Genomic DNA, 25,384 nt, shown 5'->3' with positions numbered 1-25,384 from the left:
AGAAATGTTATATTATTGCATGAAAAGAAAATAGCGTAAAGGTATATTTTTACAGAGAATAGGAGGTTTATAACCTCCTATTTGTCGTGTCAAAAAACTTGTTCATTTAGAAATAATTTCATATAAATATATGAATAAAAAATAAAAAGACCGTCTACTGAAATGATTTTAAAAATCATTTCAGAGACAGCCCCTTATCTAAATCAAAAAGATGAATCTTAATTATCCTTTAATAAATTAACTAATTTTAAATATTAATTGATTTAGAAAGTAACTTAAAAATAGTGTTACTATAAAAAAAGGAATTCATATTTGAATTCCTTTCTATAATTTTATTTAGTTATAAATCTTAAAAATTCCATATTACCAAAGAAATGAATATGAGGATATCCTGCTATAGTGTTTTCCTTTTTATATCCACAGTTCCAGCTTAAAGCATCTCCACTCCAACTTTTTTTGGTAACATTATATATACTCTCTTCATTTAGCTCTACATCTGACTTGTGGAATTCATGACAATTTATACTTATGTTTTCACCTTTAATTGCTACATTGGCATAACCAAAGCGTTGTAGTGATTTAGTCATATAAGTATATCCTTTTAAGAAACCTACCATTTCGCAATCTTCTATTTTTTCTGTTAAGTACATCAATCCACCACATTCAGCATAGCATTTTAAGCCCTCTTCTAATGCTTTCTTGATACTATTTCTCATAGATATATTTTTACTTAATTGCTCTTTAAACACTTCTGGATACCCACCACCAAGATATAGAAAATCGATATTTTCTGGTAGTTTTTCATCTCTTATTGGACTAAAATAAGTAACATTTCCTAGTTCTTCTAAAAGCTCTAAGTTTTCTTTATAGTAAAATCTAAAAGCCTCATCATATGCAACAGCTATATTTAAGTTTCTATTTTCTAAATGAAATTCATCTTTCGTTTCTAATTTGACTTCCTTAGAATTTTTGATTATATAAGTCAAATCTACATTTTCTTCAATTAATTGAGCACATCTTTCTATTTTTTCTATCATATTGTTAACTTCAATACTTTGAACTAGTCCTAAATGTCTACTTTCAAGTTTTATACTTTCATATTTAGGTATATATCCTAGTACCTTAACATCACAATTAAGCTCCACTGTAGATTTCAGAAGTTCATAAAATTTTGGGCTAACAGCATTAAAAACAACTCCAATAATATTAGCATTTTTAAAGTTCTTTATTCCATTAATCTCTGCAGCTAAAGTTGCCACCTGAGCTTTTGGTGTTAAAACTAGAACTATCGGAATATCACCTAGAATATTTGAGATATTATAAGTTGATCCTTTTTCAGTAATACCAATTCCATCATATAAGCCCATTACCCCTTCTATTACTCCAAAATCACCATTACCTCTTGAAAAACTAGCTTTTACTCCATCTTCTCCCATAAGATGTAAATCTAAGTTTCTTGATTCTTTTCCTGTTATTTCACTATGAAAACCACTATCTATATAATCAGGACCTACTTTATATCCCTGTACATCATATCCTTTATTTTTTAATAATTTCATTAATCCTAAAGTAAAAGTAGTCTTTCCACCACCACTACAATTAGAAGATATAATTATATTTTTCATCTAGCATTTCCTCATTTCCTAATAATAAAATTATATCCCCAATTATACCACACCATAAAATTTAGTGAAGTAAACTATAATAGTACTATGCCACCGTCTTCACATTCCCTAATAATATCATCAGTCCATACCGCAGATTGTACCTCTCCAACATGAGCTTTCTTTAAGAAGAACATACATATTCTTGATTGTCCAATTCCTCCCCCCATAGTGTATGGTAACTCCCCATTTAATAAAGCCTTATGGAAATCTAATTCTCTTCTTTCATTACATCCTGATTCATCTAATTGCTTTGCTAATGCTTCTTCATCTACTCTTATACCCATTGATGATACTTCTATAGCTCTCTCTAATACTGGTGACCAGAATAATATATCTCCATTTAATTGCCAGTCATCATAATCTGGAGAGCGTCCATCATGTTTTTCACCTGACTTTAATTTTCCACCTATTTTCATTATAAATACTGCTCCAAAATTCTTTGTAATAGCATCTTCTCTTTCTTTAGCTGTTAACTTTGGATACATATCTTCTAACTCTTGAGATGTTATAAACTTAATATCTTTAGGTAATATTGGTGTTAACTGCCTGTAAGTTAAGTGCATATAGCTTTCTGTAACTTTAAAAACTTCATATATCTTATTTACAACTTCTTTTAAAGTTTCTTCTGTTCTATCTTCTTTTCTAATAATTTTCTCCCAATCCCATTGGTCAACATAAAGAGAATGTAAATTATCTAATTCCTCATCTCTTCTAATAGCATTCATATCTGTATACAGACCTTGTCCAACTTCAAATTTATATCTTTTTAAAGCCATTCTCTTCCACTTAGCTAATGACTGTACTATTTCCATTTGTGAATCTTTTATTTCCATTGCATCAAAGCTTACTACTCTTTCTACACCATTAAGGTTGTCATTTATTCCCTGTCCTCCTTTTACGAAAATTGGTGCAGATACTCTCGTAAGGTTTAAACTTTCTGCTAAATTAGTTTCAAAAAAATCCTTTATCTTTTTTATAGCTACTTCTGTTTCTATTAGATTTAGTGTAGGTTTATATCCTTTTGGTATAATTGTTGTTTTTTTCATATAAATGACCTCCTATATTAAAATAAAAATTTGTTAATGAAACACACTACTCATTTATATTCGTAGATATGCACTCTATGTAACTTCAAGCTATCAAATCATAGATTAAAACTAAAAAAACCTTCCATCCCTATAAAAGGGACGAAAGGTATATTCCGCGTTACCACCCAGATTAGCTAAAAATAAGCTCACTCATTAACAGTACATAATTATACTGCTGAATTTTTAACGGTATTATTCCGCCTAGGCCTACTTAAGTGAGACTTTAAAAGTGAAATTCTAAATCTGTGATTTAGTTAAACAAACTTTCACAGAGTGAATTTTAATTTAGTTAGTTGAACTTATACCTTTGACATAATGAAAAGGTACTTACTCTCACAAGTTCGGTTAGGTGCTCAAAGATGTTTTTCACTATAGCTTCCATTATGGGACTTTCACCGTCACCCACTCGCTTATAAACTTCTTTCAATAGCTACTCTTCTTATCACTGCATCTCAATTATCTAATTTGTATACTATATTATTATTTTTTTGATAATGTGTCAATATTTTATTATATTTTTTTATATTTTATAAATTTGTTAACACTATACCAGCTAAAACTCCCCCAATACAACACCCTAATAAAACCGGTAAAGATTTCTTTATATTTCTACTTTCTAAAGCAGTTGCAATAAATACTCCACTAGCAACTGCTAAAGCCATATCTATCCAAACCTCACCTGATTGATTAATTAACCCCAAGTGATGATTTAATATCCACATAGTTCCTACAATAAGTCCTGCTGATATCCATCCACCTAATGGTCCAAAAATTTTAACTAGTTCATCCCATACTAACCTTACTATAAAAGGAAACATTATAGCTCCTAATAGTGTTTTAATTGCTTCTTCAATTGTCATATTTCACTCCAACTTTTACTATTTATCAAATTCTAAACTAAGCTCTCAATACTATCTATATCTTTGATTGTTTCAGAACTTTCTTTATCTTTTTTCATATCTTTTTTTACAAATACAGATAAAGTTCCTCCAATACTCCCTCCCACAATTACTAAAATCAATGTTGGTATAGAAGTTAAAATCTCATCAACATTACCTATTCTAATCATATCTCTAACTATACATGCTATCCCTATTGAAATCCCCATATCTATAAATGCACTATTCTTTTCATTCGGTATCAGTCCAATATAATGATTTAAAAACCACATAGTTCCTACTAAAAATACAGCTGCTAATATACCTCCTAAAGTCCCTAAATTTTCTGTAAATATTACCCATATGCCATTTATTACTAGTGCTGTTATAAATCCGCCTATTATTGCTCTTATCACCCTCACTAAATCTCATCCCCTTAAATTATAACTACAATTATTTACTTTGTTCCCTATTATTTTATCATTATATGAGTACTAATTTTTTCAAAATATGAAATCGCTTACTTAATAATCTAATATTAATTATTATATAAAAATAATTATTGATTTATACGTTATATTATGTTATATTATGGATAAAATATACAAATAGAAAATTCATTATTTACATCTAATTCCAATAGTGAATTAGTATTATGACCATATATATCTATTTGGTATATATTAAAATTTTATTTAAAGGAGATATAAAATGAGTGCTAAAGAACAAGTTTTAAATTTATTAAAAGAAAATTCAGAAGCAATGAAGGCTGGAGAAATTGCTGCTGCATTATCAATAGATAAAAAAGAAGTTGATAAAGCAATAAAAGAATTAAAAACAGATGGAAGTATAACTTCACCAAAGCGTTGCTTCTATACAAACGCATAATAAATTGTCCTTAATTGATGAAAATAATCACTTCATTATATTAAAGTTGATTTATTGCCATCACGTAATTCAAAAGAAATTTATTTTTATTAAATACGCTTGATATTATATATTATAATAGCCTATGTCAGATACTCATCTAACATAGGCTTTCTTATTTACTTAAATTGACTATAATATAGGTTAGCATAAAACCCATTTTTCTCTATAAGTTCATCATGATTTCCTCTCTCAATTATCTGTCCATTATTTACTACAAGTATTTTATCTGCATTTCTAATAGTACTTAATCTATGAGCAATCACAAATGTTGTTTTACCTTTCATAAGGTTTAATAATGCTTTTTGAATTTTTATTTCTGTTCTTGTATCTACTGAAGATGTAGCCTCATCTAATATTAATATTGATGAATCTGAAAGTATAGCTCTTGCTATAGCTAAAAGTTGTCTCTGCCCTTGAGAAAGGTTTCCTCCATTATCTGAAAGTATCGTATCATAACCATGAGGTAGCTGCATTATAAAATGATGTGCATTTGCAAGTTTAGCAGCTTTTTCTACTTCTTTATCAGAAGCTGAAAGATTTCCATATCTTATATTCTCCCTTACTGTTTCTGAGAAAAGATACGTGTCTTGAAGCACCATTGCTATAGACTTTCTAAGACTTTTTCTAGTAATATCATTAATCTTTTTATTATCTATTAATATCTCACCACTATCAATATCATAAAACTTGGTTAAAAGATTTATGATAGTAGTCTTTCCTGCTCCAGTAGGTCCTACTATTGCAATAGTTTCTCCTGGTTTTGCTTTTATATCAGCATGTTTTAAAACTTTCTTATCTTTAACATATGAGAAGTTAACATCTTTTAACTCCACTTTACCTTCAAATCTTTCTAAATCCTCTGCTTCTGCCTTATCTTTTTCTGGTTCTTCATCCATTACTTCAAATACTCTTTCAGCGCCAGCAAGGGCTAACTGTATTGTATTAAATAGATTCATAATTTCATTTATTGGCCTAGTGAAATTTCTCATATAAAGCATAAATGTAAATACTATACCTACAGTTATGTTCATACCTTTTAATATAAAAAATCCACCACATACTGCAATTATTAAATATGAAATATTATTTACAAAGTTATTTAAAGGTCCCATAAATCCAGATAAGCCTTGAGCTAATATAGAGCTTTTTGCAAGTTTTTCATTTATCTCTTCAAAGTTTTTCATTACATTATCTTGTTCTGAAAATAGAAGTACAGCCTTCTGTCCTGAAACCATCTCTTCTATATATCCATTAAGCTTGCCTAACTCTCTCTGCTGTCTAACAAAGTATTTCTGTGTAATTTTTACAAGTATCTTGCTTACTAAAAACATTAAAGGTATAGCAAGCATAGCTATAAGAGTTAAAAGTGGGCTTAATAAAAGCATCGCAATGAACATTCCTAAAATGTTTATTATTCCTGAAAATAACTGTGTTATATTTTGAGAAAGAGTAGAGTTTATGTTATCTACATCATTTGTAAGCCTACTCATCAAATCTCCACTTGAATGGGTATCGAAATATTTTATAGGTAACTTCTGAAGCTTAAAAAATAAATCTTTTCTTATATCACGTGATACCTTTTGGGCAATATTCACCATTATTATATTTTGAAAATATGTTGAGAAAATCGATACTGCATACATAAGTAAAAGAACTATACATATTATCCCTAAACCTCTCATATCTCCAGTTTCAATATAATTATCTATAGTAAGTCCATTAAGTCTTGTCCCTAAAATACTTATTAATGTAGTTATAAAACATAATCCAAACACAAGGATAATAGACTTTTTATTATTTCCTAGGTAATTTAAAAGCCTTTTTATTGTGCCTTTTAAATCTTTAAGTTTTTCAGGCTTTTCTTTAAATAGCCTGTGAGGTCCTCCGCCAGGTCTTGACGGTATTGCTGATACCTTAGATGCCATTTAAAGCTTCCTCCTCTCCTAATTGTGAAATAGCTATACTTCTATATATCTCACAATCTTTCAATAAATCACCATGCTTTCCTATAGCACTTACTTCTCCATCATCTAATACTATTATCTTGTCGCAGTCCATTACAGCTGAAATTCTCTGAGCAATTATAATTGTAGTTGAACCTTCGAGCCTTCTCTTTAATGATTTTTGAAGCTTAGCTTCTGTAGCCATATCTAATGCACTTGTAGAATCATCTAGTATTAAAATTTTAGGATTTCTAAGTAAAGTTCTAGCTATAGAAAGACGTTGTTTCTGCCCTCCTGAAAGATTTTTACCTCTTTGCTCCACATTTCTTTCATATCCTTCTTCATTTGAACATATGAATTCATAAGCTTCTGCATCCATAGCTGCATTATCCATCATATCTTTTGTAGCTTGATTATTACCAAACTTTAAGTTATCCTCTATTGTTCCTGAAAACAGTATTGATTCCTGAAGGACTATTCCAATAAGTGATCTTAATTCTTTCTCACTTACATCTCTTACATCAGTTCCACCTATTAATACCTTTCCCGAAGTAGCATCATAAAGTCTTGGAATAAGCGCTATTAATGAACTTTTACCACTTCCAGTTGCACCTATAATTCCTACCTTTTCTCCTTCAGCTATTTTAAATGATATATTGTTTAACACGTTTTCGCTTTCTTTATTATATTTAAAACATACATCTCTAAATTCTATATCGTATTTTTTTATAGCTTTTGGATTTTTAGCTTCAACTATAGATGTTTCTGTATCTAAAACTTCATTAATTCTTGCGGCAGATACTTTTGCTCTTGAAATACTTATTATAATCATCAGCATCATATTTAATGAACTCATTATCTGAATTAAATAATTTATAAAAGCCATTATTTTTCCTATTTCTAATGAGCCTTTATTTACCATATTTCCACCAAACCAAAGCACTGCAATAACACTTAAATTCATTGCAAGAGTAACAAGAGGCCAAAGAATTACTGTTATACTCTGTGCTTTTATACTTGCATCCATAAGTTCATCATTAGAAATATCAAATCTTTCTTTAGCATTCTTTTCCATTACGAAAGCCTTTATGACTCTTATACCTAAAAGATTTTCTCTCATTACTAGGTTTACTCTATCTATTTTGTTCTGCATATTTGTAAATGCAGGAATTGATCTGCTTGTAATATATATAATTGAAATTAAAACTAAAGGGATAGCTATTAAAAATACTAATGATAATTTAGGACTTAATGAAAAAGCCATAATCATGCCACCGATACAAAGTAACGGTGCTCTTACCATTATCTTTAATCCTGTAAGTATCATCTGCTGTACTTGAGTTACATCATTTGTAAGCCTTGTTATTAACGATGATGTTTTAAATTCATCTATTTCTCTAAAAGATAAGCTCTGTATCTTTGTAAATAAATCCTTTCTTACGTTCTTTCCTAAGGTCATACTTGCAATACTAGCCAGATACCCACATGCCATTCCTCCAAAAGCACCTATTACTGCAATAATTATCATTTTTATACCTACAGTAAGCACATAATGGGCATCACCATTCGCTATACCTATATCTATTATATTTGACATAAGCTTAGGCTGATTTAAATCCATAACAACTTCTATAAACATCATTATAGGTGCAAGTATGGCACATAATACTGCACTACCCTTAAGATATTTTAATAATCTAATCATCTAAAGACTTTTCTCCTTTCTTTAAATTATCATATATTCTATCAAAAATATCTTTTGCCATAGTCATTTCTTCTTCACTAAATCCTCTAAAACAAATTTCCTCTAAATCGCATAGAGTTCTTTTAGCTTTTTCTTGGGCTTCCTTACCTTTGTCCGTAAGATATACATTAAGAATTCTTCTATCATTCTTATTAGGTATTCTTTCTATAAATCCAACCTTCTCCATAGTAGATAGTACATTAGTAGCTGTAGCCGCTTCTATATCACAGTTTTTAGCAATATCTTTCTGACTACACCCATCATTTTCTGATAGATAACTTAATATTTTAGGTTGACCTTTGCTTATATTAAATTTTGCAAATTCACTTCTAAATATTTTATGATGACATCTTAAAGTCTTCATTAAAGACTTGTGCACTTCCCCTCTTTCCATAATTACACCTCTCTTCTTAATTATTATTATATGCTTTAAAATAGTTAGATAACTAACTATTAGATATCTAACTAAAATTTTATTGCTATTGATAACAATTGTCAACTACTTTTATTTGTAAATTATTCTTCTTATTTTTTCCTACTACTAATAAATTATTAATTTTTTTAATAAGTATAAAAAAAAGGAGATGCCTAAACATCTCCTTAATTTATATACTTATTTTGTCATAAAGCTTGCCCAATCACCATGGTCAACATATACGCTATTTTTTTCAAAGACTTCTTTATCATTCATAGCATAATAGTATACGTAACAGCTTTCCTTTTCACCATTTTCTAGCTCAACATCCATTACTACTCTATTATACTCATTTCTGCTGTCATTAACTCCATAATAATTTTCCATCTTATCCATAGGAATCATTACTTCTTCAAAGTTCTTTATAGTCATAACTTCACCAAGTACAACGTCATTACCCTCTAATAACGCTGGATATCCTTTATGAGGCATATGATAAAGCTTCCCTTTAACTTTTCCTAAAACAGCATCCTCAATTTTGCCCTTTAAATATTTATCGTAATTATAGAAACCAGTTCTTAAGCTACCATAAACAAATATCTTCTTTTGTTCTCTAGGTTCTAACATTTTAGCAAACAGCTCCGCCTACAGCTTTAATATCTTCTGAATTTTCCACTGCTGCTTTTATACATAATTCTAATCCTTTTGCAATATCATTTATGTTCATAGCTGGCTTATCTGGTTTATCTAAAGTTTGTGCTGGTATGTATGGCACGTGTATAAATCCACCTCTCGCATTTGGGAACTTCTTATCTATCATATATAAAATTCCATACATTACGTGGTTACATACGAAAGTACCTGCTGTGTTAGAAACAGCTGCTGGTATTCCATTTTCCTTCATCTCTTGAACCATTGCCTTTATTGGAAGGTTTGAGAAGTAAGCTGCTTCACCATCTTCAAATATAGTTATATCTAACGGTTGATTTCCTTCGTTATCTTTTATTCTAGCATCATCTATGTTTATAGCAACTCTTTCAGGAGTAACTTGGAATCTTCCACCTGCTTGTCCTATTGAAATTACTATATCTGGGTTGTGAAGCTCCATAGCTTCTTCAATCTTAGCTAAAGACTTTCTGAATACTGTTGGTATTTCAAGTTTAATTACTTCCGCTCCTGATATTGTTTCAGGTAGTAATTTAACAGCTTCTAAAGCTGGGTTTACACTTTCTCCACCAAATGGATCAAAACCTGTTATTAAAACCTTCATATTTATATCTCCTTTTTTCTAATGAAAAATTAAAATTGCCACTAAAACTACTTAAATATAGTTTCTTTTTACTATCAATTTTAAATTCTACATTTCTAGATTTAATTTATTAGTATAAAATTTTAAGAATAAAGCCAGCTTAGGCTGACCTTATCCTTAGTTTTATATAAACTGCTAAAGCAGTTTTAACATAATTTAAAATTATAACTCTTAAATATTATTATTAGAATGCTAGGAAGTACATTAATATAATATGAGCGAATAATAAAGCTAAAGCAACTGGTGCTTGATTCTTTATTATAGCATTCTTATCTTCGATTTCTAAAAGTGCTGCTGGCATTATGTTAAAGTTAGCTCCCATTGGAGTTAATAATGTTCCACAGTAACCTGCTGTTAATGCTAAAGCACCTGCAACTGCAACGTTAGCACCTTGTGAAAATACGAATGGTATACCTATTCCAAGTGTTATAACTGAGAATGCAGCAAATGCATTTCCCATTATCATAGTGAATACTGCCATACCTATACAATAAGCTGCTACACCTATTAATAAGTTTCCTTGTGGAAGTACACTTGATATACCTGATGATATTACATCACCTACTCCAGCTGCTGTGAATAAAGCTCCAAGAGCTGCTAATAATTGTGGTAATATACTTGTTGATCCAACTGATTGAATCATTCTATCTGATTCTTCAACTAATACTTTTGGTGAAGCTTTAGTTATGAAGAATGTTACAATTATTGCAAGAACTGCTGCAACACCTATTGAAGCTGTTCCTGATATTGGTGTAAATTGTGCTATAAGTAAAGCTGATACAGCTATTACTAGTGAAGGTATAAATACCTTTAATCCTAATTTATTAGCTTGTTCTTCTCCGAACTTTGCATCTAATGCTTTTATAATTCCAGGATTAACTTGTTTAGCTAAAGTAAGGATACCTATAACAACAAGCATTCCTCCAACAACATTGTAAGGTAATTTATGTCCGAATATAAATATTATTCCTAGTAATGACCAGAATAATGCTGTTCCGTATTTTGTTTTATGATTCTTATCTTTTAAAGTTACTACTGCTGTATTAAGCATCATAATACCAATTATTATGTAAAATAACTCTAATAACATATTTGAAAATGCTGCGAAATCCATATTACGTCTCCTCCTATTTCTTAGTCTTACTGTTAATTCCGTATTGCTTGTCTAATTTCTTGTCTAACATCATATTTTGTACAAGAACAAATACAAATGCAACTACTGCTATTACTATTGAAGCTTTTGCTACATCAATACCGTTTGTAGGGTATCCTAATTCAGTTAAAGTATTTGCAACAAGTAAAACTCCTGAACTTGCTAAGAAAAGGTTTTGTCCATAGAAGTTACCGTAGTTATCCATTGAAGCTGCTGCAGCTTTAATTTTCTCTTCAGTCTTCTTATCGATTTCACCATATTTACCTATAGCTGCACCTTGAGCCATTGGGTTTATTAAAGGTCTAACAAATTGAGGATGTCCACTTATTCTTAAGCTCATTGCTCCTCCAATTTGTCTTAATAAGCAGTAAAGTGTTAATAATTTTCCTGTTGAAAGATTCTTAACTTGCTTAATTAATTGAACTGCTTTTTCTTTTAAACCATATCTTTCTGATATACCAATTACAGGTAGAGTAAGAATAAATATAGTCATTAACCTTTGATTAACAAAAGTCTTTCCTAAGATTGTTAAAATCTCATTTATGTCCATATGTGCTGCTAATCCTGTTGCGATAGCTGAAATTATTATTACTGCAATACTATCAAACTTCAACGCAAATCCGATTATTACTATTAAAATTCCTATAAGTACCATTTGGTCTCCCCCCTTAATAATATCTAATTAAAAGATATATCATTTTTCGCCATTTGTCTACAAGAATTTTGTGGATAACATTCATTTTTGTATTATATTTATAATAAAATCATACTTTTTTTAATACTTTAACAACCGCTTATGAATTGACTTTGCAATTTATTTATTCTTATTATTGAATTTTCTAACAATTTTATTACTATATAAATCTTATAATTGTAAGATAATACTATACTTCTATTTAAGTAATTTAATTATTTTAAAATAAATATAATTATATTAATATCTCTTATGAGTTTTGGGAGGTCAAATTATGTTTAGAGAAATTCGTAAAAAATCTAGAGAAATTTTTGATAATGATATAACTACTATTTTAAATTCAGCCGAATATGGAACTCTAGCTACAGTGGATGAATATGGTATGCCATATGCTACTCCATTAAATTATGTATACTATGATAATGCTATATATTTTCATTCTTCTCCTTATGGCCATAAACTTGATAATATCGCTAATAATTCTAAAGTATCTTTTTGTGTAGTTACTGATACATGTATAATCCCTGAGAAATTCACCACTAAATATAAAAGTGTAGTTGCCTTCGGTACTGCTTCTTGGGTTATAGGCACCGTTAAAGAAGCTGCTCTTATAGAATTTATAAAAAAATACTCTCCAGAATATTTAGAAAAAGGAAAAGCTTACGTAGAAAAAGCTAAAGCCTCAACTACCGTTATCAAAATAGAAATTGACTATTTAACAGGAAAATCATCAATTAAGTAAATTTCATAGCAATTTGGTGAAAAGTTTGACTTAGTCAAATGGAAATTTGACAAACCTTATATAAATATATTTTTTCAATAAAAAAGGTTAGGGTAATTTTTAAAATCACTCTAACCTTTTAATGCTTTAATCATATCAAGTTAAAGAATTTAGATCAACCATTAATCCTCATTCTTTTCGTCATCATCAATATCATCATTCTCATCATATTCATCGTCTTCGTCTTCATCTTCATCTTCATCTTCATCTTCATCTTCATCTTCATCTTCATCTTCATCTTCAAGCCTATCTTCTAACTCATCTTGTAGTTCTTCAAGCTGATCTTCATCTAAAAATATGCTTCCATCAACATTTCGCAATAATTCTAACATCTCTTGAGTTGTTAATTTTTCTATTGCATCTTCAAAATTATCCTCATCAAGTTTTACTAAGGCCTCATATTTACCTAAGCTAATTCCTTGGCTCTGAGCCTTTTCTAAATCTGATTTTTCTCCCTTTAAAAATGCTACATCAGTACCTTTAAATGTATTTTTAATAACCTGTTGAATATCTTTTTCATAATCAATATTCTCATTTCCAATAAAAGAAAATCCTACTAAAACTGCATTATTGTTATTTAAATAATTGCTTTGACTTAATAAATCTCTTAATGCTATTGTTCCTTCTTCAAAAGTCATTCCTTTTATTTTATCTAAACCTAATGCAATAGCCTCATCATTTATACCTTTTACACTCTTTATAATTCCTTTTTCATCTAAATTAAATTCTATACTAGGATTTATATCAAAAGTTAAAACTGCATAAACATTATTCATTTTACTAGTGAAAATATTCATTATTGGATTAATTAAAATTATAAATAAAGCTGCAATTGCGCCTAATGGTACTATATACTTTTTAAATGGAATTACCTTAGCTGCTTCTTTTTTCACATAAATGTCTTCTTCAAAAAAGAATATAGGGTTTCCTATCTTTAATCCATCTTTATTCTTTATTCTAGCTAATGTTCCATCTTCTTTCATAACAATAACATAGTCATCTTTTATTTCCATAACTATCCCTTTAAACATACTGCACCTCCTATCTCTTTATCCATAATCTTAAGTTTCTAAAATTCTTATCAATAATAATTACTACGGATATTATAAATTTCTTACTTCTTTTAATCACTTTTTCTGTAACAGAAAACTTTACTGAAATTTGCTTTATAGGAAGTCTTCTTTTTTCATACATAAAACTAGTTAATGGCTTTTCCTTGCTAACCTTTTCTGATAATTCTATGGCATTTCTTCTTGTATCTTCATGTTTAGGCGCCTCATCCACTAAATCTTCAAAAGTAAAGCCAAAGGCTTCTATTTCATTTTTCAGTTTACCTATTTCATTTGATAATTCATCACTTTCTTCAACCACTGTCTCTGCTACTTCAGATATGTCAATCCCTTTATCTTTAAGAGCTTCTATTGATTCAACTTTATTATTTCTATTCTCTTTTATTAGATAATTTTTCACTCTACTACTTATGACAAGCTTTGCAAAAGATGAAAAACTGCCTCTGCTCTCTTCATATTTATCTATAGCCTCTTTAAATGCAATGAGTGCTATACTTAATTCATCATCATTTTCTACGGATACGTATCTCCCAGTAATTGAACTTACAGTTTTTACTATAAACGCCATATAGTCTTGGATTAATTTATCTATACTAGTATTTTTAATATCATTAATATTCTCTTCTATAAATTCCATTTAATTATCTATACCACCTCTCTATTTTTCCTTGCAACAAAACTCTAGGAGTATCCTCCTAGAGATATTGTTAACATAATACTCTGCTAAAATTCAATTAATCATTATCATAGTGATCATCTATATCATCAAAGTCATTTATATCATCAAAGTCATCATAATCATCATAATCTAAATCTAATCCTGCTTCATGTTCTTTTAAGTCAATTATATTCTCTATTACATCATCATATTTTTGTCCATATTGATTTTCTAATTCATTTTCTAAAATCTCATCCCATGCTTCACCATTCTTAGCAAATAAATCATTAGCCCAATTTGTTCCATATTTACTTTCTATAGCTTTTACTATCTCATCTCTTTTACCTATTTCTTCTACTGTATAATAATCATAGTCATCTATATCATCAATCCCTAACTCATTTTCTTTTCTTTCTATAACATAATCAATCAAGTCATCATACTTTATGCCAAAATATGCTTCTAACTCATTTTCTAAAATTTCATCCCATCCTTCACTATTTTTTGCCAATAAATCTGTTGCCCAATTTGAACCATATTTATTTACTATATAATTTTCTATTTCTGATATACTAACATTTCCTCCAGTATATTTTGAAGTTTCTGCTACATTTACTGGTTTTACTTCTACTGTTTTGTTAACTCCACCGTCATTACTTGAAGCCATTGCTGTTAAGCCTGCTCCACATATACCTGCTACTACTAACCCAGCTAAAATTTTATTCATTTTCATTTTAAATTCCTCCATTTACTTTCTTTTTAATATTAAATACCTAATCTGTTTTTTATTTAGGTACCACTTTTCTAATTTTGTTTAAATTCTTTTTACATTATTAAATACCATATGCTTTTTAATTTTAGGTACCTTTAGTGATTTTTCTTATTTTTTTTACTTCACTTCCTTCTGACACTATTAAATACAAGTTGCTATTTAATCTTTGGTACCTTTTTAGCCGAAAGTCCAAATTTTATTTAATATTTATAGAATTGTAGTTTCTTATTGATATATAATAAGAATATATATTTGAATAACATATTAATAAAAATGGAGAGATTTTATGAGAAATAATATATGTATAAAATGCAATTCTAGAAAAATAGTAAAAGTTGGTAAAGAATCAAGATATAATAATGCAATATATCTAAATGCCTTTAAAAATGCTATCGCAACAAAATACATATGTTGCGATTGTGGATACTTTGAAGAGTATTATGAAAATGAAAAGGACAGAGAAGCTATTTATAAAACTTATAGTGAATAACCAATTGATATACAATGAGTTAAAAGTGGACAAATTTATACTTGTTCACTTTTATAATAAATGTCTACATTACTTCAAAATAGAGCCGTTTATTATCATTCATTTTTTATTTTATACTTTAATAACCTTTTGCAAAATAAAAGAAGCTAAGCATTTGCTCAGCTTCATTAAACTATATTAATAATATTTTATTTTTCTAGTATATTCTTTAGCTCTTCAAAACTTTCAATTACTAATTCAGCATCTTCAACATTCCCAAAACCATACTTTGCATAAATAAAAGGTATATTACATTCCTTTGTTGCATTATAATCCCCTTCTGTATCTCCAACATATATAGGATTTTGTAACTTATTTCTCTCTATAACTAACTTTATATTATCACCTTTAGGTAAGCCAGTTCTTTCATAATTCTCAAAGTCAATAAAATACTTTTCTAAGTTATGAGCTTCCAAGAAGGCTTCAACATAACCATTTTGACAATTGCTAACAATAAACAGCTTATACTTTTTGTTAAGTTCAATAAGTACCTCTTCAACATTATCATATAAATTTCCACCATTTACTCTTAAATAATCACATTCAGCAGCTGCACACTCATCAAATATTTCTAATCCTAATTTTTTATCAACATTTGGTAGTAATCTTTCAACTATTTCCTCGGAGGTTAACCCCATTATACTTTGAATCTCTTCAATTGTAATAACCTTATTAATTTCTTGATAATTATTTTTTAATACATTATTCCATACGTCTAAAATACTATAAGTTGCATCCCACAACGTTCCATCTAAATCAAATATAATACTATCTATTCTCATCCCTATTTCTCCACCTTTTAAATTTATACCCTTGCTTATTATGAAAACTAAAATACCTCTCTATATAAATATATCATTATGGCTAATATAAAACTATATTACTTTTATACTCTTTTAGCCTCATACTTTTTTTATATTAGGGCAAATTAAAATATAACTTTATTTTGAGGTGTAATTATGCTTGAAGAATTATTTGATATTTATCTACCGATTTTAATTCATCTTTTTGAATTAATGGGAATTATTATATTAACTCTCGGTACTTTCACTGCCTTTATCAACTACTTTAGAGGTAAATTTTCAAAAAAAGATTATAAGGTTAAATATGAATTTGCTGATGTTATGGTTACAGCATTAGATTTTAAGTTATCAGCTGAAATTTTAAAAACCGTAATAATAAGAAGCAAGGAAGAACTAGTAATCCTTGCTGTAGTATTTATAATAAGAATTATTATGACTTTTGTGTTAGAAAAAGAAATGAAAACACAAGAAAAGAAAGAAAAATTTAAATAAAGTGCAAACTAATACAATTAAGAGTTAATAATTTAAATACTAAATTATTAACTCTTCTCTTTTAACTATTAATTTTATTAATTCGTTACAATATTATTAACTAGCTTTTGAATCCATATTAATTCTACTAAGTAGCATTAGCTTATTAACTTCTAAATTACTATTATCATTATTGTAGCTATACCATCTCTTCATGAATTCTTCATTTGAGTCTATTAAATCTTGAAAATATACAATATTAAAATCATCAATAAATGTGTTTAAAACCTCATTAAATTCTTCTGATTTAAGTAAATTTACAACGAAGCCTCTATTCCAGCTTTCATCATTTATATATTTATCATTAATAACTTGTCCTTCTTTTGGTAATGATTTATCTACAGTATTTCTTACTATATTTTCATTACCATATAACGCTACTAGTAAATTTATAAAGTTTTCTTTTGGTGGGGCTATCTTATTAACATAACAATCTATATTGTACTTTTCCTTTATATAATTATAAAATTCTATTATTTTATAAAGACTCAAAATCCACGCATTTTCTTCAAATTCAGAAATAACCTTAAATTCATTTATTAATAAATCTTCTTTTCTTTTATCTAAAACTCCTAATTTATACTCTTTTATCTGTTTATCCATCCACTTTATCAAAGCTGTATTATTTATTGTATCCACATCACTTTCATAAACTGGAATATAGTATTTATCATTAATTAATTTGTAGTAAAGAATCCTTTTTCTATAACAACTACTAATAAAGTTATCATATTTAATTAAATTTTCTTTCCAATTATAAAATCTCTGATCCCATATAAACCCTATTGAATCAAGCTTTTCTATGAATTCTGGATTTAAAATTCTCTTATTATAAAGAGTTCTTTGAAGACTTATAAAACTATATAATCTACTATACTCTTCTGAATTAGGTACATTTATGTTCCCATATAAGCTTTTAAACTCACATAATGCGTCAAAATACTCTTCCCAATTATATGTTATCTTTTTCTCTATATTTTTAAGTTGCGATATTAGTTCAAAATGCTCATCATATAACGCTAAACGCACCTCATCACTTTCTACCCCTATACTTTTTCTATACTCATTATGTAAAGCTTTAGCTTCTTCTAACTGAGTTCTAAACTTCATAAGCTCTAAATTATCTATATTATCTACAAAGTCAAACACAATAGGAGTTTTATTAGCTGAATCTGCTGTTAGACATCGTCCAAGTTGCTGATAATATATAGTTGGAGATTTAGTTGTTCTAAGCATAATAATTCCACTTATATTTTTAATGTGAATTCCTTCATTTAATTTACTTATGGAAAATAATAGTTTTACTTCTTCTTTACAATCATTATTTTCAAAATCAAAAAGCTCTAAAGTATTATTATTCTCTGATGTCACTATGTACTCTTTAACTTTTACAGTAGGTTCTAAAATATTATTAAACCAAGTTATTACCTCATCCTTCATTTCATTTAGGTGTTTATTATTTTCACAAAAAACTATGAATTTTAGATTATCTACTTTAGGTAAATGCTTCTTAATAACATGCTCTGCTTTACTTTCTTTTTCGTATAAAGCTTTATAAATATTAAGCTCTTCTATATACTTTTTTCTATCCTCTGTAGATATATTATATTTTTTCATTAGCTTCATCTTTTTATCTATTTCTTTATCAAGATTATACATAGCTGAAACATATATAGGACTAGGTAAAATCCTTCTTACTATAGCTTCTGAAAGGCTTAATGGTGTTGTAGATACACCATCTAAAAGCTCACTAATCATATCTCTATTATTATCTAAAAATCTTATTGGAGTTGCTGATAATCCTACAACTTTTGCACTTGAATTTTTATCTAAAATGTAGCTTACAGCTTTCCCCCAGTTTAATGCCCCAGCTCTATGAAGCTCATCTAAAATTATTAAATCTACCTTTAAATTATCTATCTTCCCTTTAGAGTACATAGCTGAAAACTTACTATATGTATAAAATTTACACCTTGTCATACTCCAAGGGGCTAGTCTCTTCAATCTCTCAATAATTTCATTTGTTGGCGCTAAAAGAATAGAATCTTTCTTTATATAGTCAAATAATAATTGAAGTATAATAAAACTCTTTCCTGTTCCCGTAGCATTAGGTACAGCCACTCTATTTTTATTTTCTAATATGGCCTTTATTTCTTTATATGTGTATCTATTATGAGGTCTTAAATCTGGCAATAATACTTGTCCATTATCATCTTCTGAAAAATTATTTATAAGCTCTTCAATATAATCAAAACTTTCTAAAGTCATGTTAGTTTTATTAAATATATTAATCTTTTCAACATATCCATTTAAGGATATTATCATAAAATATTTGCAGTTATATCTTTTACTCGATTCTTTTTCAAACTTAACTAATTCTTCTCTTATCACTGTATTAGTTAATGGCTTACTTACATTTTTAGCTTGTACTATCCATACCACTTTATTAGGATTATTCTTTCTTGATAAAAGTATATCTGCTCCCCCATCCCATGAGCCTCCATTAACTGTTGCTATAAATCCATTACCTTCAAAAAGAAATGCTAAATACTCCTCAAATAGTTTTCCTTTAATATGTATATAAGCTTCATTTAATATTTCCTTGATTAAATATATTTCCTTATTGTAGGTCATCTTCTTTAGTTTATCTAATATGCAATTTTTATCTTCTTCTTTCATATCTTAAGAAATTTTCTCCTATGTTAGTAATCTTTTCTTTCTTAATATAGCAAGAATAGTTAATACTCCCAAGACAAAAATATCCATTTAATAATGTAATTTGTTCCAAATTTGAATTTTGTTTAACTTTTTTGAAGATATAGATGAATTTTACTCCATTATTTTTAGATAGAATTACTATTTATAATTAAGCTAAATAAACTTAAGAAATAAGAATTTTACTTCTAATCGTCGCTACATACACAGAATGAATTTTGTAGCTCTACATATTCTTCTTTACTAAGTGATTTTAAGTATTCATCAAAGTGATCTTCTGAACAAAAGTATCCAATCTTATTTTCAAAATAATCTTTTGATAATTCTTTTTTGCAAAATAAACATTTTTTCATTTTTATCACTATCCTAACCTTCGTTAATTTTATATTTCATATGTTATATATCTTAAAATATTAATAGTTACTATTTTATCTTATAGACAAAATAGTAACTATTACACTTCTTCATTAAAAATAGTTTCTACAATTTACTTACTTTTATTAGAGCTTGAAGAAGACTCCTTCATTTTACTACTTATTATAGAATTTTCAATTATAGTGTAAAATATAGCCTCTTCTACATCAATATCACTTTTATCTCTTATCTCAATATTATATCTATGTGTTGGACTAAAAAATCTTCCATCTATGACATAGTCTACATTATTCTCATTATCATAAATTTTATAATCTTTACAGAACAGTATCGCATCTGGAATAGCTCTCCCCTGTTTATTATGATTTTCATCATAGAAGTATTGTACACGCTTTAATCTCCAAAAGTCTCTTTGCTTTTCCTCACCTATATATCCAGTTGTATCTCCGTTAGCATCTTCTACCTTTGCTAATCTATTAATTGATATATTAAAAAGTTTTACTTGTGTTAATCCTAACCTTTTTATTTGACTTTCCTTCTTTATAAGATTGCCATGAATATCCTTTAACTGAAGAGTATCTCCAAAGATAGGAAAGAATTTTCCTTTAACTTCGCCTATTAAAACTCCATCACTAAGAATATAATAATGTTTTCTAAAGGAAAATAATTTTTTCTCCATAGTAATTTCATCAGAAAGTTCTATTATTTCTTCAAAAGTCTGTGTTTGTGGATTGATTATATCTGTTGATGTTTTTCCAAATACTCTAATCTTTTGAGCAATGTAAAATCCTAATGTCAATAAAAGTATAAATATAAGTATTCCACATACTATCTTAATAAATTTATTTAAAACTCTCATTTTCTTCCCCCAACTAATATAAGTTATTAAATAATTGTATCACCGAAAAATTAGTCCAGCAAGTTATAAACTAAGAACAAAAGTGATTACAGTAAGCAATAATTTACCGTAATCACTTCTCAAAATTGTATTTTATTATTTTTTACATATTAAACAAAGATAAAATCCTTCCATAAATTCATTTGGAATAATTCTGATAGATCTACTTATTCTCTCATCATACACCTTATCTTTATAAAAAATTGCTCCTTTTTTATAATTAGGAATATTTATATTTATAGGCAAAATATCTGCATCTTTATTCTTTTTTAATAAATAATTTACTACTTCCTCATTTTCTTGTGGTGAAATTGTACAAGTTGAATACATCATAACACCACCTCTTTTTAATGTTGCAAAAGCTGATTGAATAAGTTCTCTCTGTACTTTTATAAATGGTCCATTCTTTAGCAATTTAAGCTTCTTAGTATTTTTAATATTAATTGTCCCCTCTCCTGAACAAGGTACATCTAATAATATCTTATCAAAATATTCCTTATAAATATTCATTAGCTTTCTACCATCTAGATTTAATGTAGTAACATTATTAGCTCCATGCTTTTCTATATTAAAATTTAATCTTTCATATCTAATTTTGTTAACTTCGTTTGCAATTATTTCACCTTTATTATTCATCTTTTCTGATAACTTCAAAGTTTTTCCACCTGGTGCCGCACACATATCAAGTACTTTATCTTTCTCATTTACATCTAATATTTCTGCTGGTATTATACTAGATAAATTTTGCATATATATATATCCTTTTCTATATGATTCTAACCTCTGTAGTAATCTTTCTTGCTTTTCTTTCAATATATATACGTCTTTAAAACAAGTGCTTTTATCTACTTTAATATTTTTTCTTTTTAGTTCCTCCAAAGTCTTATCGCTACCTTTTTTTAACCTATTTATCCTAAAGGTTGTCCTTCTTCCTACTAAATAACTTTTTAATATTAAGTCAACTTCTTTTGGAGTATATATCTCATATAACATATCTAGATAATACTCTGGGAATAACCCTCTAAGTCCTTTAATACCTATATTTATAGCCATAAATCCTCCCCCTAATTTATAACTTTATATATTATATGTTGAGTTTCTAATATTTATATTCCAATTATGTTTTACTAAAGTTAAATAAAAAAACAGATTACTATAATAAAAACTTATTAAGTAGTCTGCTATTTTTTCATTTACATTTACTTAATTTTGCTCCATATAAGTTCCCATGCCTCATTATTATAATTTTCAAAATCCATATGACAACAATCCCAATTATCAGGTTTAATTCCTGAATAAGGCTTAAATCCAAACTTTAAATATAAAGCTATAGCCTTATAACTCCAAGTTTGTGTTTTTAAATATACATACTTTTCACCTTTTAATTTTTCATTTTTCAAAATATATGATATAAGAGCTTTTCCTAATCCCTTTCCTCTATAATCAGGATGAACTGAAAGCCAATGTAATCTATACTTTATTCCTTCATCAAAATGCTTTCCAAACCATAATGATGCAGTTGCAACTACTTTTCCTTTAGGGCTCTCTACAAAATAACAATAATTACTTAAATCAACATTTTCCTTAATAAATTCATCTTCAAAATATCTTTTAGCATCGGATACATCTTTGAATTCACCCACTTCTGTTTGAAGCTTGCTCCATTCTTCTTCCATCCCTTTTTCATAAGGTTTAATTGTATATCCTACTGGCAATTTATACTTTCTAAAAAATTCACTATTTCTTCTTATCATTAATACCTCGTAATATTTTATCGATTTATCCATAACTTATTCTCCCTGTATAGTTCTATATTAATAATTCTATGAAAAAAATATTTATTAATGATTTTTATTTTTCCATCTCAAATTTAAGCAAAATTTATTGAAAAAAATTAAAAATACTAAATAAATACATATAACTTTTAATTGATTATTCTTTCTTACAAAAGCTTTCCATTTCAACTTTGACTTTCTTTGACCTTATTCGTATAATATAACTGTACAAAGAAATAAGATATAAAAAATAAATTATTAAAGGAGGTCTTTGTATGTATGGTTTAGTACCTTTCAAATTTAATAACAGAGGAAACAGAGGATTAACAATCAATGATATGTTCCAAGACTTCTTTAATGATGATATATTATCACCATTTACTGAAGCTAATCACTTTAAAGCTGATATAAGAGAAACTCCAGACGAATATTTAATTCAAGCTGAATTACCAGGAGTAGAAAAAAATGATATAAATATAGAATACAATAACAACTGTTTAACTATTCATGCAGTTAGAAAAGAAGAACATGAAGAGACTAAAGACAACTTCATAAGAAAAGAAAGACATTATGGTGAAGTTTCAAGAAGCTTCTGCGTAAATAATATAGATAAAGCACAAATTCAAGCTAAGTTTGATAATGGAGTTTTAAGTATTAGATTACCTAAACAAGAAAAGACTGTGAATAATACTAAAATTGAAATTCAATAATAAATCACTTTAAATTGAATACTTTAATATTTAGAAAAGAGATGATTATTTATGAAAATATCAAATCTAAGATCTAATCCTAGATTCAAAAATTTAAAGTTTAAACTTAAAAAATTACTTCATAGCTCAGATAAATAAAAAATACCTTACTAAGATACACCTTATTAAATAGCACCTTTAAATAAATATCACTGCAATTTAATCAAAAAAGAAGGTGGTATATTAGAAGTTAAGTTACTAAAAGAATTATTAACTAAAGTAAAAGAAGTATAATCTTAGTGTAACTTAAAATACCTTTGGCAGAAATAATATTCATGCCGAAGGTATTTTTTATAAACAACCATTTTTTATGGCATAGTAATATATTCCTCTGTAGATTTAGCCTGGCTATTATATTTTTTTAACCATATAAAATATCCAAAACATATACCTACTGATACAAAGGATGCTACTGGTGAAGCTAATCCCATTTTAAACAATGACGTATTAGGCACTTTGCTCATTAAATACGACATTGGAATACGAACTACAAATGTTGCAATCATACTATGAATAAAAGCAATCATAGACCTACCACACCCACTAAAATATGAATTCATACAAAATATAAATGCTACTAATATGCAATCAAAAGAATATGACTTCAAGTACATAGCTGCTGATGCTATAACTTCTACATCCTTAGTAAATATGCTTGTAATTGTATGAGGCAAGAACTGGCAATATATACATACTAATATTCCACATATAAGTGAGTATCCTATTCCATACTTTAATCCTTTTATTGCGCGGTCAGGTTTATTTGCTCCCATATTTTGAGCTGTCATTGTTGCTACTGCTGATGCAAAAGCCGTTGGTGGAAGCATTGCAAATATTATTATCTTTTCAACAACCCCTACCGATGCTGACGCTATTAATCCCATACTATTAACTATTACAGTTATTAATAAAAATGATATATTTACTAATGCATCTTGAAGTGCTAATGGTGACCCTACTTTTAAAATACGTCTTAATGAATATTTATCAACTCTTACATATTCCTTATTAAATTCAAAAGAAAACCCTCTCTTTTTAATAAATATTAATGATATTATTAAACTTATAGCTTGTGCTAAAATAGTTGCTATAGCCGCTCCTGAAGCCCCCATGTTAAATTTCCCAACTAATATAAAGTCAGAGACTATATTTACTACACATGCTATAGCAATAAAATACATAGGTGTTTTTGAATCTCCCACTCCTCTAAATATACCACTTACTGCATTATATCCTACTATAAAAGGAATCCCACAAGCACATATAAAGATATATTGTCTAGCATAGTTTATAGCTTCAGTTGGTGTATGCATTAAAGATACTGATAAATTAGTTCCAAATATCATAATTGGAGTTAAAATAGCAGCTATCATAATAAATAAAATAGTTATTGTACCAACAGCTTTCGCTGCTCCCTTATCATTTTTTTCTCCTATACAGTGACCTATTAAAACAGTTCCTCCCATAGATATTCCAAGTACGATACCTGTTATAGTTTGCATAAGTTGACTCCCTATAGCTACAGCAGAAACAGCAGCGGAATCAGCATATTGCCCTACAACAAATAAGTCAACTGCACCATATAAAGCTTGTAATAAACTTGCTAATAAAAACGGTACTACAAACCTTAAAAGTGTTGAACCTATTGCCCCTTCAGTTAATGATAATGTTTTTTGTTTCATAAAGACCTCCGAAAATATAAATTCGATCTGTTAAGTTATATGAACATTGCTCTTCTCAGCCCAAGGAAATACAATAGGTTTGCGATACTAAATAATACCCCCTTCGAAAAGGAGAGAAGAACAATGAGCAAAACTAATATAAAATGCCCACGCTGTAATTCTGATAAACTATACAAGTTTGGTATGAATAAGCAGGCTAAACAAAAGTATCAATGTAAGCAGTGT

Annotated in this window: 27 protein-coding genes; 6 read left to right on the top strand and 21 right to left on the bottom strand. The window is 28.1% G+C overall.

The features are described 5' to 3' along the window. Positions 1 to 332: 332 nt before the first annotated feature. The 4 genes from H8S10_RS14620 to H8S10_RS14605 form a co-directional block, all read right to left on the bottom strand. Positions 333 to 1,625, bottom strand: a complete 1,293-nt coding sequence (locus H8S10_RS14620; protein ID WP_186839371.1) for a cobyrinate a,c-diamide synthase — start codon at positions 1,623 to 1,625, stop codon at positions 333 to 335. Between the two features lie 74 nt (positions 1,626 to 1,699). Further along, positions 1,700 to 2,713, bottom strand: coding sequence for an aspartate--ammonia ligase (gene asnA / locus H8S10_RS14615; protein WP_186839370.1), 1,014 nt, complete (start codon positions 2,711 to 2,713; stop codon positions 1,700 to 1,702). Positions 2,714 to 3,282: 569 nt separating this feature from the next. Further along, positions 3,283 to 3,615, bottom strand: a complete 333-nt coding sequence (locus tag H8S10_RS14610; protein ID WP_186839369.1) for a hypothetical protein — start codon at positions 3,613 to 3,615, stop codon at positions 3,283 to 3,285. A gap of 32 nt (positions 3,616 to 3,647) precedes the next feature. Next, positions 3,648 to 4,055, bottom strand: a complete 408-nt coding sequence (locus H8S10_RS14605) for a hypothetical protein (protein WP_186839368.1) — start codon at positions 4,053 to 4,055, stop codon at positions 3,648 to 3,650. A 289-nt stretch (positions 4,056 to 4,344) separates the two neighbouring features. On the opposite strand from H8S10_RS14605, the gene H8S10_RS14600 reads away from it, so the two are divergent. Further along, complete coding sequence (locus H8S10_RS14600; protein ID WP_055267963.1) at positions 4,345 to 4,521, top strand: HTH domain-containing protein; 177 nt, start codon at positions 4,345 to 4,347, stop codon at positions 4,519 to 4,521. Between the two features lie 158 nt (positions 4,522 to 4,679). Here the strand turns inward: H8S10_RS14600 and H8S10_RS14595 are convergent, their stop codons facing one another. The 7 genes from H8S10_RS14595 to H8S10_RS14565 all read right to left on the bottom strand — a co-directional run bounded on the left by H8S10_RS14595 (position 4,680) and on the right by H8S10_RS14565 (position 11,782). After that, positions 4,680 to 6,488, bottom strand: coding sequence for an ABC transporter ATP-binding protein (locus H8S10_RS14595; RefSeq protein ID WP_186839367.1), 1,809 nt, complete (start codon positions 6,486 to 6,488; stop codon positions 4,680 to 4,682). Then, on the bottom strand, positions 6,478 to 8,211 hold the full coding sequence (locus tag H8S10_RS14590) for an ABC transporter ATP-binding protein (protein WP_186839366.1): 1,734 nt from the start codon (positions 8,209 to 8,211) through the stop codon (positions 6,478 to 6,480). Before H8S10_RS14590 ends, H8S10_RS14595 begins: the two co-directional genes overlap by 11 nt. Then, positions 8,204 to 8,644 (bottom strand): MarR family transcriptional regulator, encoded by a 441-nt coding sequence (locus H8S10_RS14585; RefSeq protein ID WP_055267969.1) that lies wholly within the window; start codon positions 8,642 to 8,644, stop codon positions 8,204 to 8,206. The genes H8S10_RS14590 and H8S10_RS14585 overlap by 8 nt, the downstream gene beginning before the upstream one ends. Before the next feature lie 219 nt (positions 8,645 to 8,863). Further along, the gene (locus tag H8S10_RS14580; protein WP_186839365.1) at positions 8,864 to 9,292 is read right to left on the bottom strand and encodes a gamma-glutamylcyclotransferase family protein; all 429 of its coding nucleotides are present in this window, start codon (positions 9,290 to 9,292) and stop codon (positions 8,864 to 8,866) included. A 1-nt stretch (position 9,293) separates the two neighbouring features. Next, a complete protein-coding gene (pcp, locus tag H8S10_RS14575) occupies positions 9,294 to 9,935 on the bottom strand; it encodes a pyroglutamyl-peptidase I (protein WP_186839364.1) in 642 nt (213 codons plus the stop codon). 223 nt (positions 9,936 to 10,158) lie between these two features. Beyond that, complete coding sequence (locus H8S10_RS14570) at positions 10,159 to 11,088, bottom strand: DUF979 domain-containing protein (protein ID WP_186839363.1); 930 nt, start codon at positions 11,086 to 11,088, stop codon at positions 10,159 to 10,161. A gap of 13 nt (positions 11,089 to 11,101) precedes the next feature. Next, on the bottom strand, positions 11,102 to 11,782 hold the full coding sequence (locus tag H8S10_RS14565) for a DUF969 domain-containing protein (RefSeq protein ID WP_186839362.1): 681 nt from the start codon (positions 11,780 to 11,782) through the stop codon (positions 11,102 to 11,104). A 313-nt stretch (positions 11,783 to 12,095) separates the two neighbouring features. On the opposite strand from H8S10_RS14565, the gene H8S10_RS14560 reads away from it, so the two are divergent. Continuing rightward, positions 12,096 to 12,563, top strand: a complete 468-nt coding sequence (locus tag H8S10_RS14560) for a pyridoxamine 5'-phosphate oxidase family protein (RefSeq protein ID WP_055267980.1) — start codon at positions 12,096 to 12,098, stop codon at positions 12,561 to 12,563. A gap of 161 nt (positions 12,564 to 12,724) precedes the next feature. Here the strand turns inward: H8S10_RS14560 and H8S10_RS14555 are convergent, their stop codons facing one another. The 3 genes from H8S10_RS14555 to H8S10_RS14545 all read right to left on the bottom strand — a co-directional run bounded on the left by H8S10_RS14555 (position 12,725) and on the right by H8S10_RS14545 (position 15,063). After that, positions 12,725 to 13,633 (bottom strand): anti-sigma factor domain-containing protein, encoded by a 909-nt coding sequence (locus H8S10_RS14555; protein ID WP_186839361.1) that lies wholly within the window; start codon positions 13,631 to 13,633, stop codon positions 12,725 to 12,727. Positions 13,634 to 13,643: 10 nt separating this feature from the next. Then, on the bottom strand, positions 13,644 to 14,309 hold the full coding sequence (locus H8S10_RS14550; RefSeq protein ID WP_055267984.1) for a sigma-70 family RNA polymerase sigma factor: 666 nt from the start codon (positions 14,307 to 14,309) through the stop codon (positions 13,644 to 13,646). A gap of 97 nt (positions 14,310 to 14,406) precedes the next feature. Further along, entirely contained in the window at positions 14,407 to 15,063 is a 657-nt protein-coding gene (locus H8S10_RS14545; RefSeq protein WP_186839360.1) for a hypothetical protein, read from the bottom strand. A 325-nt stretch (positions 15,064 to 15,388) separates the two neighbouring features. Between H8S10_RS14545 and H8S10_RS14540 the strand changes: the two genes are divergently transcribed. After that, positions 15,389 to 15,592 carry a hypothetical protein gene (locus H8S10_RS14540; protein ID WP_186839359.1) on the top strand — a complete coding sequence of 68 codons (204 nt, stop codon included), beginning with the start codon at positions 15,389 to 15,391 and terminating at the stop codon, positions 15,590 to 15,592. 188 nt (positions 15,593 to 15,780) lie between these two features. Here H8S10_RS14540 and H8S10_RS14535 read toward each other — a convergent pair whose 3' ends face one another. Beyond that, a complete protein-coding gene (locus tag H8S10_RS14535) occupies positions 15,781 to 16,413 on the bottom strand; it encodes an HAD family hydrolase (protein ID WP_186839358.1) in 633 nt (210 codons plus the stop codon). Between the two features lie 177 nt (positions 16,414 to 16,590). Between H8S10_RS14535 and H8S10_RS14530 the strand changes: the two genes are divergently transcribed. Next, a complete protein-coding gene (locus tag H8S10_RS14530; protein WP_055267990.1) occupies positions 16,591 to 16,926 on the top strand; it encodes a DUF1622 domain-containing protein in 336 nt (111 codons plus the stop codon). Between the two features lie 96 nt (positions 16,927 to 17,022). On the opposite strand, the gene H8S10_RS14525 is transcribed toward H8S10_RS14530, so the two are convergent. From H8S10_RS14525 to H8S10_RS14505, 5 genes are all read right to left on the bottom strand, one after another. Next, positions 17,023 to 19,644 carry a DEAD/DEAH box helicase family protein gene (locus tag H8S10_RS14525; RefSeq protein ID WP_186839357.1) on the bottom strand — a complete coding sequence of 874 codons (2,622 nt, stop codon included), beginning with the start codon at positions 19,642 to 19,644 and terminating at the stop codon, positions 17,023 to 17,025. 224 nt (positions 19,645 to 19,868) lie between these two features. Continuing rightward, positions 19,869 to 20,033 (bottom strand): hypothetical protein, encoded by a 165-nt coding sequence (locus H8S10_RS14520; protein WP_172675778.1) that lies wholly within the window; start codon positions 20,031 to 20,033, stop codon positions 19,869 to 19,871. A gap of 134 nt (positions 20,034 to 20,167) precedes the next feature. Further along, a complete protein-coding gene (locus tag H8S10_RS14515) occupies positions 20,168 to 20,914 on the bottom strand; it encodes a hypothetical protein (RefSeq protein WP_055267994.1) in 747 nt (248 codons plus the stop codon). Positions 20,915 to 21,049: 135 nt separating this feature from the next. Beyond that, complete coding sequence (locus H8S10_RS14510) at positions 21,050 to 22,006, bottom strand: RsmB/NOP family class I SAM-dependent RNA methyltransferase (protein WP_186839356.1); 957 nt, start codon at positions 22,004 to 22,006, stop codon at positions 21,050 to 21,052. A gap of 146 nt (positions 22,007 to 22,152) precedes the next feature. Continuing rightward, on the bottom strand, positions 22,153 to 22,740 hold the full coding sequence (locus H8S10_RS14505) for a GNAT family N-acetyltransferase (RefSeq protein WP_055267998.1): 588 nt from the start codon (positions 22,738 to 22,740) through the stop codon (positions 22,153 to 22,155). A gap of 263 nt (positions 22,741 to 23,003) precedes the next feature. On the opposite strand from H8S10_RS14505, the gene H8S10_RS14500 reads away from it, so the two are divergent. After that, on the top strand, positions 23,004 to 23,438 hold the full coding sequence (locus H8S10_RS14500; RefSeq protein ID WP_055268000.1) for an Hsp20/alpha crystallin family protein: 435 nt from the start codon (positions 23,004 to 23,006) through the stop codon (positions 23,436 to 23,438). A gap of 347 nt (positions 23,439 to 23,785) precedes the next feature. Here H8S10_RS14500 and H8S10_RS14495 read toward each other — a convergent pair whose 3' ends face one another. Continuing rightward, a complete protein-coding gene (locus H8S10_RS14495) occupies positions 23,786 to 25,159 on the bottom strand; it encodes an MATE family efflux transporter (RefSeq protein WP_186839355.1) in 1,374 nt (457 codons plus the stop codon). A 123-nt stretch (positions 25,160 to 25,282) separates the two neighbouring features. On the opposite strand from H8S10_RS14495, the gene H8S10_RS14490 reads away from it, so the two are divergent. Next, positions 25,283 to 25,384: IS1 family transposase (locus H8S10_RS14490; RefSeq protein WP_347707662.1), on the top strand; the 102-nt coding region annotated here is incomplete at its 3' end.

It is taken from the genome of Clostridium sp. NSJ-49, assembly GCF_014287725.1.
GTDB classification, from domain to species: Bacteria; Bacillota; Clostridia; order Clostridiales; family Clostridiaceae; genus Clostridium; species Clostridium disporicum_B.
This window is presented reverse-complemented; position numbering and strand designations above follow the sequence as displayed.

Coding starts and splice junctions, on each gene's coding strand:
- H8S10_RS14620 (WP_186839371.1), bottom strand. CDS start 1,625: ATGAAAAATATAATTATATCTTCTAATTGTAGTGGTGGTGGAAAGACT.
- asnA (WP_186839370.1), bottom strand. CDS start 2,713: ATGAAAAAAACAACAATTATACCAAAAGGATATAAACCTACACTAAAT.
- H8S10_RS14610 (WP_186839369.1), bottom strand. CDS start 3,615: ATGACAATTGAAGAAGCAATTAAAACACTATTAGGAGCTATAATGTTT.
- H8S10_RS14600 (WP_055267963.1), top strand. CDS start 4,345: ATGAGTGCTAAAGAACAAGTTTTAAATTTATTAAAAGAAAATTCAGAA.
- H8S10_RS14595 (WP_186839367.1), bottom strand. CDS start 6,488: ATGGCATCTAAGGTATCAGCAATACCGTCAAGACCTGGCGGAGGACCT.
- H8S10_RS14590 (WP_186839366.1), bottom strand. CDS start 8,211: ATGATTAGATTATTAAAATATCTTAAGGGTAGTGCAGTATTATGTGCC.
- H8S10_RS14585 (WP_055267969.1), bottom strand. CDS start 8,644: ATGGAAAGAGGGGAAGTGCACAAGTCTTTAATGAAGACTTTAAGATGT.
- H8S10_RS14580 (WP_186839365.1), bottom strand. CDS start 9,292: ATGTTAGAACCTAGAGAACAAAAGAAGATATTTGTTTATGGTAGCTTA.
- pcp (WP_186839364.1), bottom strand. CDS start 9,935: ATGAAGGTTTTAATAACAGGTTTTGATCCATTTGGTGGAGAAAGTGTA.
- H8S10_RS14570 (WP_186839363.1), bottom strand. CDS start 11,088: ATGGATTTCGCAGCATTTTCAAATATGTTATTAGAGTTATTTTACATA.
- H8S10_RS14565 (WP_186839362.1), bottom strand. CDS start 11,782: ATGGTACTTATAGGAATTTTAATAGTAATAATCGGATTTGCGTTGAAG.
- H8S10_RS14560 (WP_055267980.1), top strand. CDS start 12,096: ATGTTTAGAGAAATTCGTAAAAAATCTAGAGAAATTTTTGATAATGAT.
- H8S10_RS14555 (WP_186839361.1), bottom strand. CDS start 13,633: ATGTTTAAAGGGATAGTTATGGAAATAAAAGATGACTATGTTATTGTT.
- H8S10_RS14550 (WP_055267984.1), bottom strand. CDS start 14,309: ATGGAATTTATAGAAGAGAATATTAATGATATTAAAAATACTAGTATA.
- H8S10_RS14545 (WP_186839360.1), bottom strand. CDS start 15,063: ATGAAAATGAATAAAATTTTAGCTGGGTTAGTAGTAGCAGGTATATGT.
- H8S10_RS14540 (WP_186839359.1), top strand. CDS start 15,389: ATGAGAAATAATATATGTATAAAATGCAATTCTAGAAAAATAGTAAAA.
- H8S10_RS14535 (WP_186839358.1), bottom strand. CDS start 16,413: ATGAGAATAGATAGTATTATATTTGATTTAGATGGAACGTTGTGGGAT.
- H8S10_RS14530 (WP_055267990.1), top strand. CDS start 16,591: ATGCTTGAAGAATTATTTGATATTTATCTACCGATTTTAATTCATCTT.
- H8S10_RS14525 (WP_186839357.1), bottom strand. CDS start 19,644: ATGAAAGAAGAAGATAAAAATTGCATATTAGATAAACTAAAGAAGATG.
- H8S10_RS14520 (WP_172675778.1), bottom strand. CDS start 20,033: ATGAAAAAATGTTTATTTTGCAAAAAAGAATTATCAAAAGATTATTTT.
- H8S10_RS14515 (WP_055267994.1), bottom strand. CDS start 20,914: ATGAGAGTTTTAAATAAATTTATTAAGATAGTATGTGGAATACTTATA.
- H8S10_RS14510 (WP_186839356.1), bottom strand. CDS start 22,006: ATGGCTATAAATATAGGTATTAAAGGACTTAGAGGGTTATTCCCAGAG.
- H8S10_RS14505 (WP_055267998.1), bottom strand. CDS start 22,740: ATGGATAAATCGATAAAATATTACGAGGTATTAATGATAAGAAGAAAT.
- H8S10_RS14500 (WP_055268000.1), top strand. CDS start 23,004: ATGTATGGTTTAGTACCTTTCAAATTTAATAACAGAGGAAACAGAGGA.
- H8S10_RS14495 (WP_186839355.1), bottom strand. CDS start 25,159: ATGAAACAAAAAACATTATCATTAACTGAAGGGGCAATAGGTTCAACA.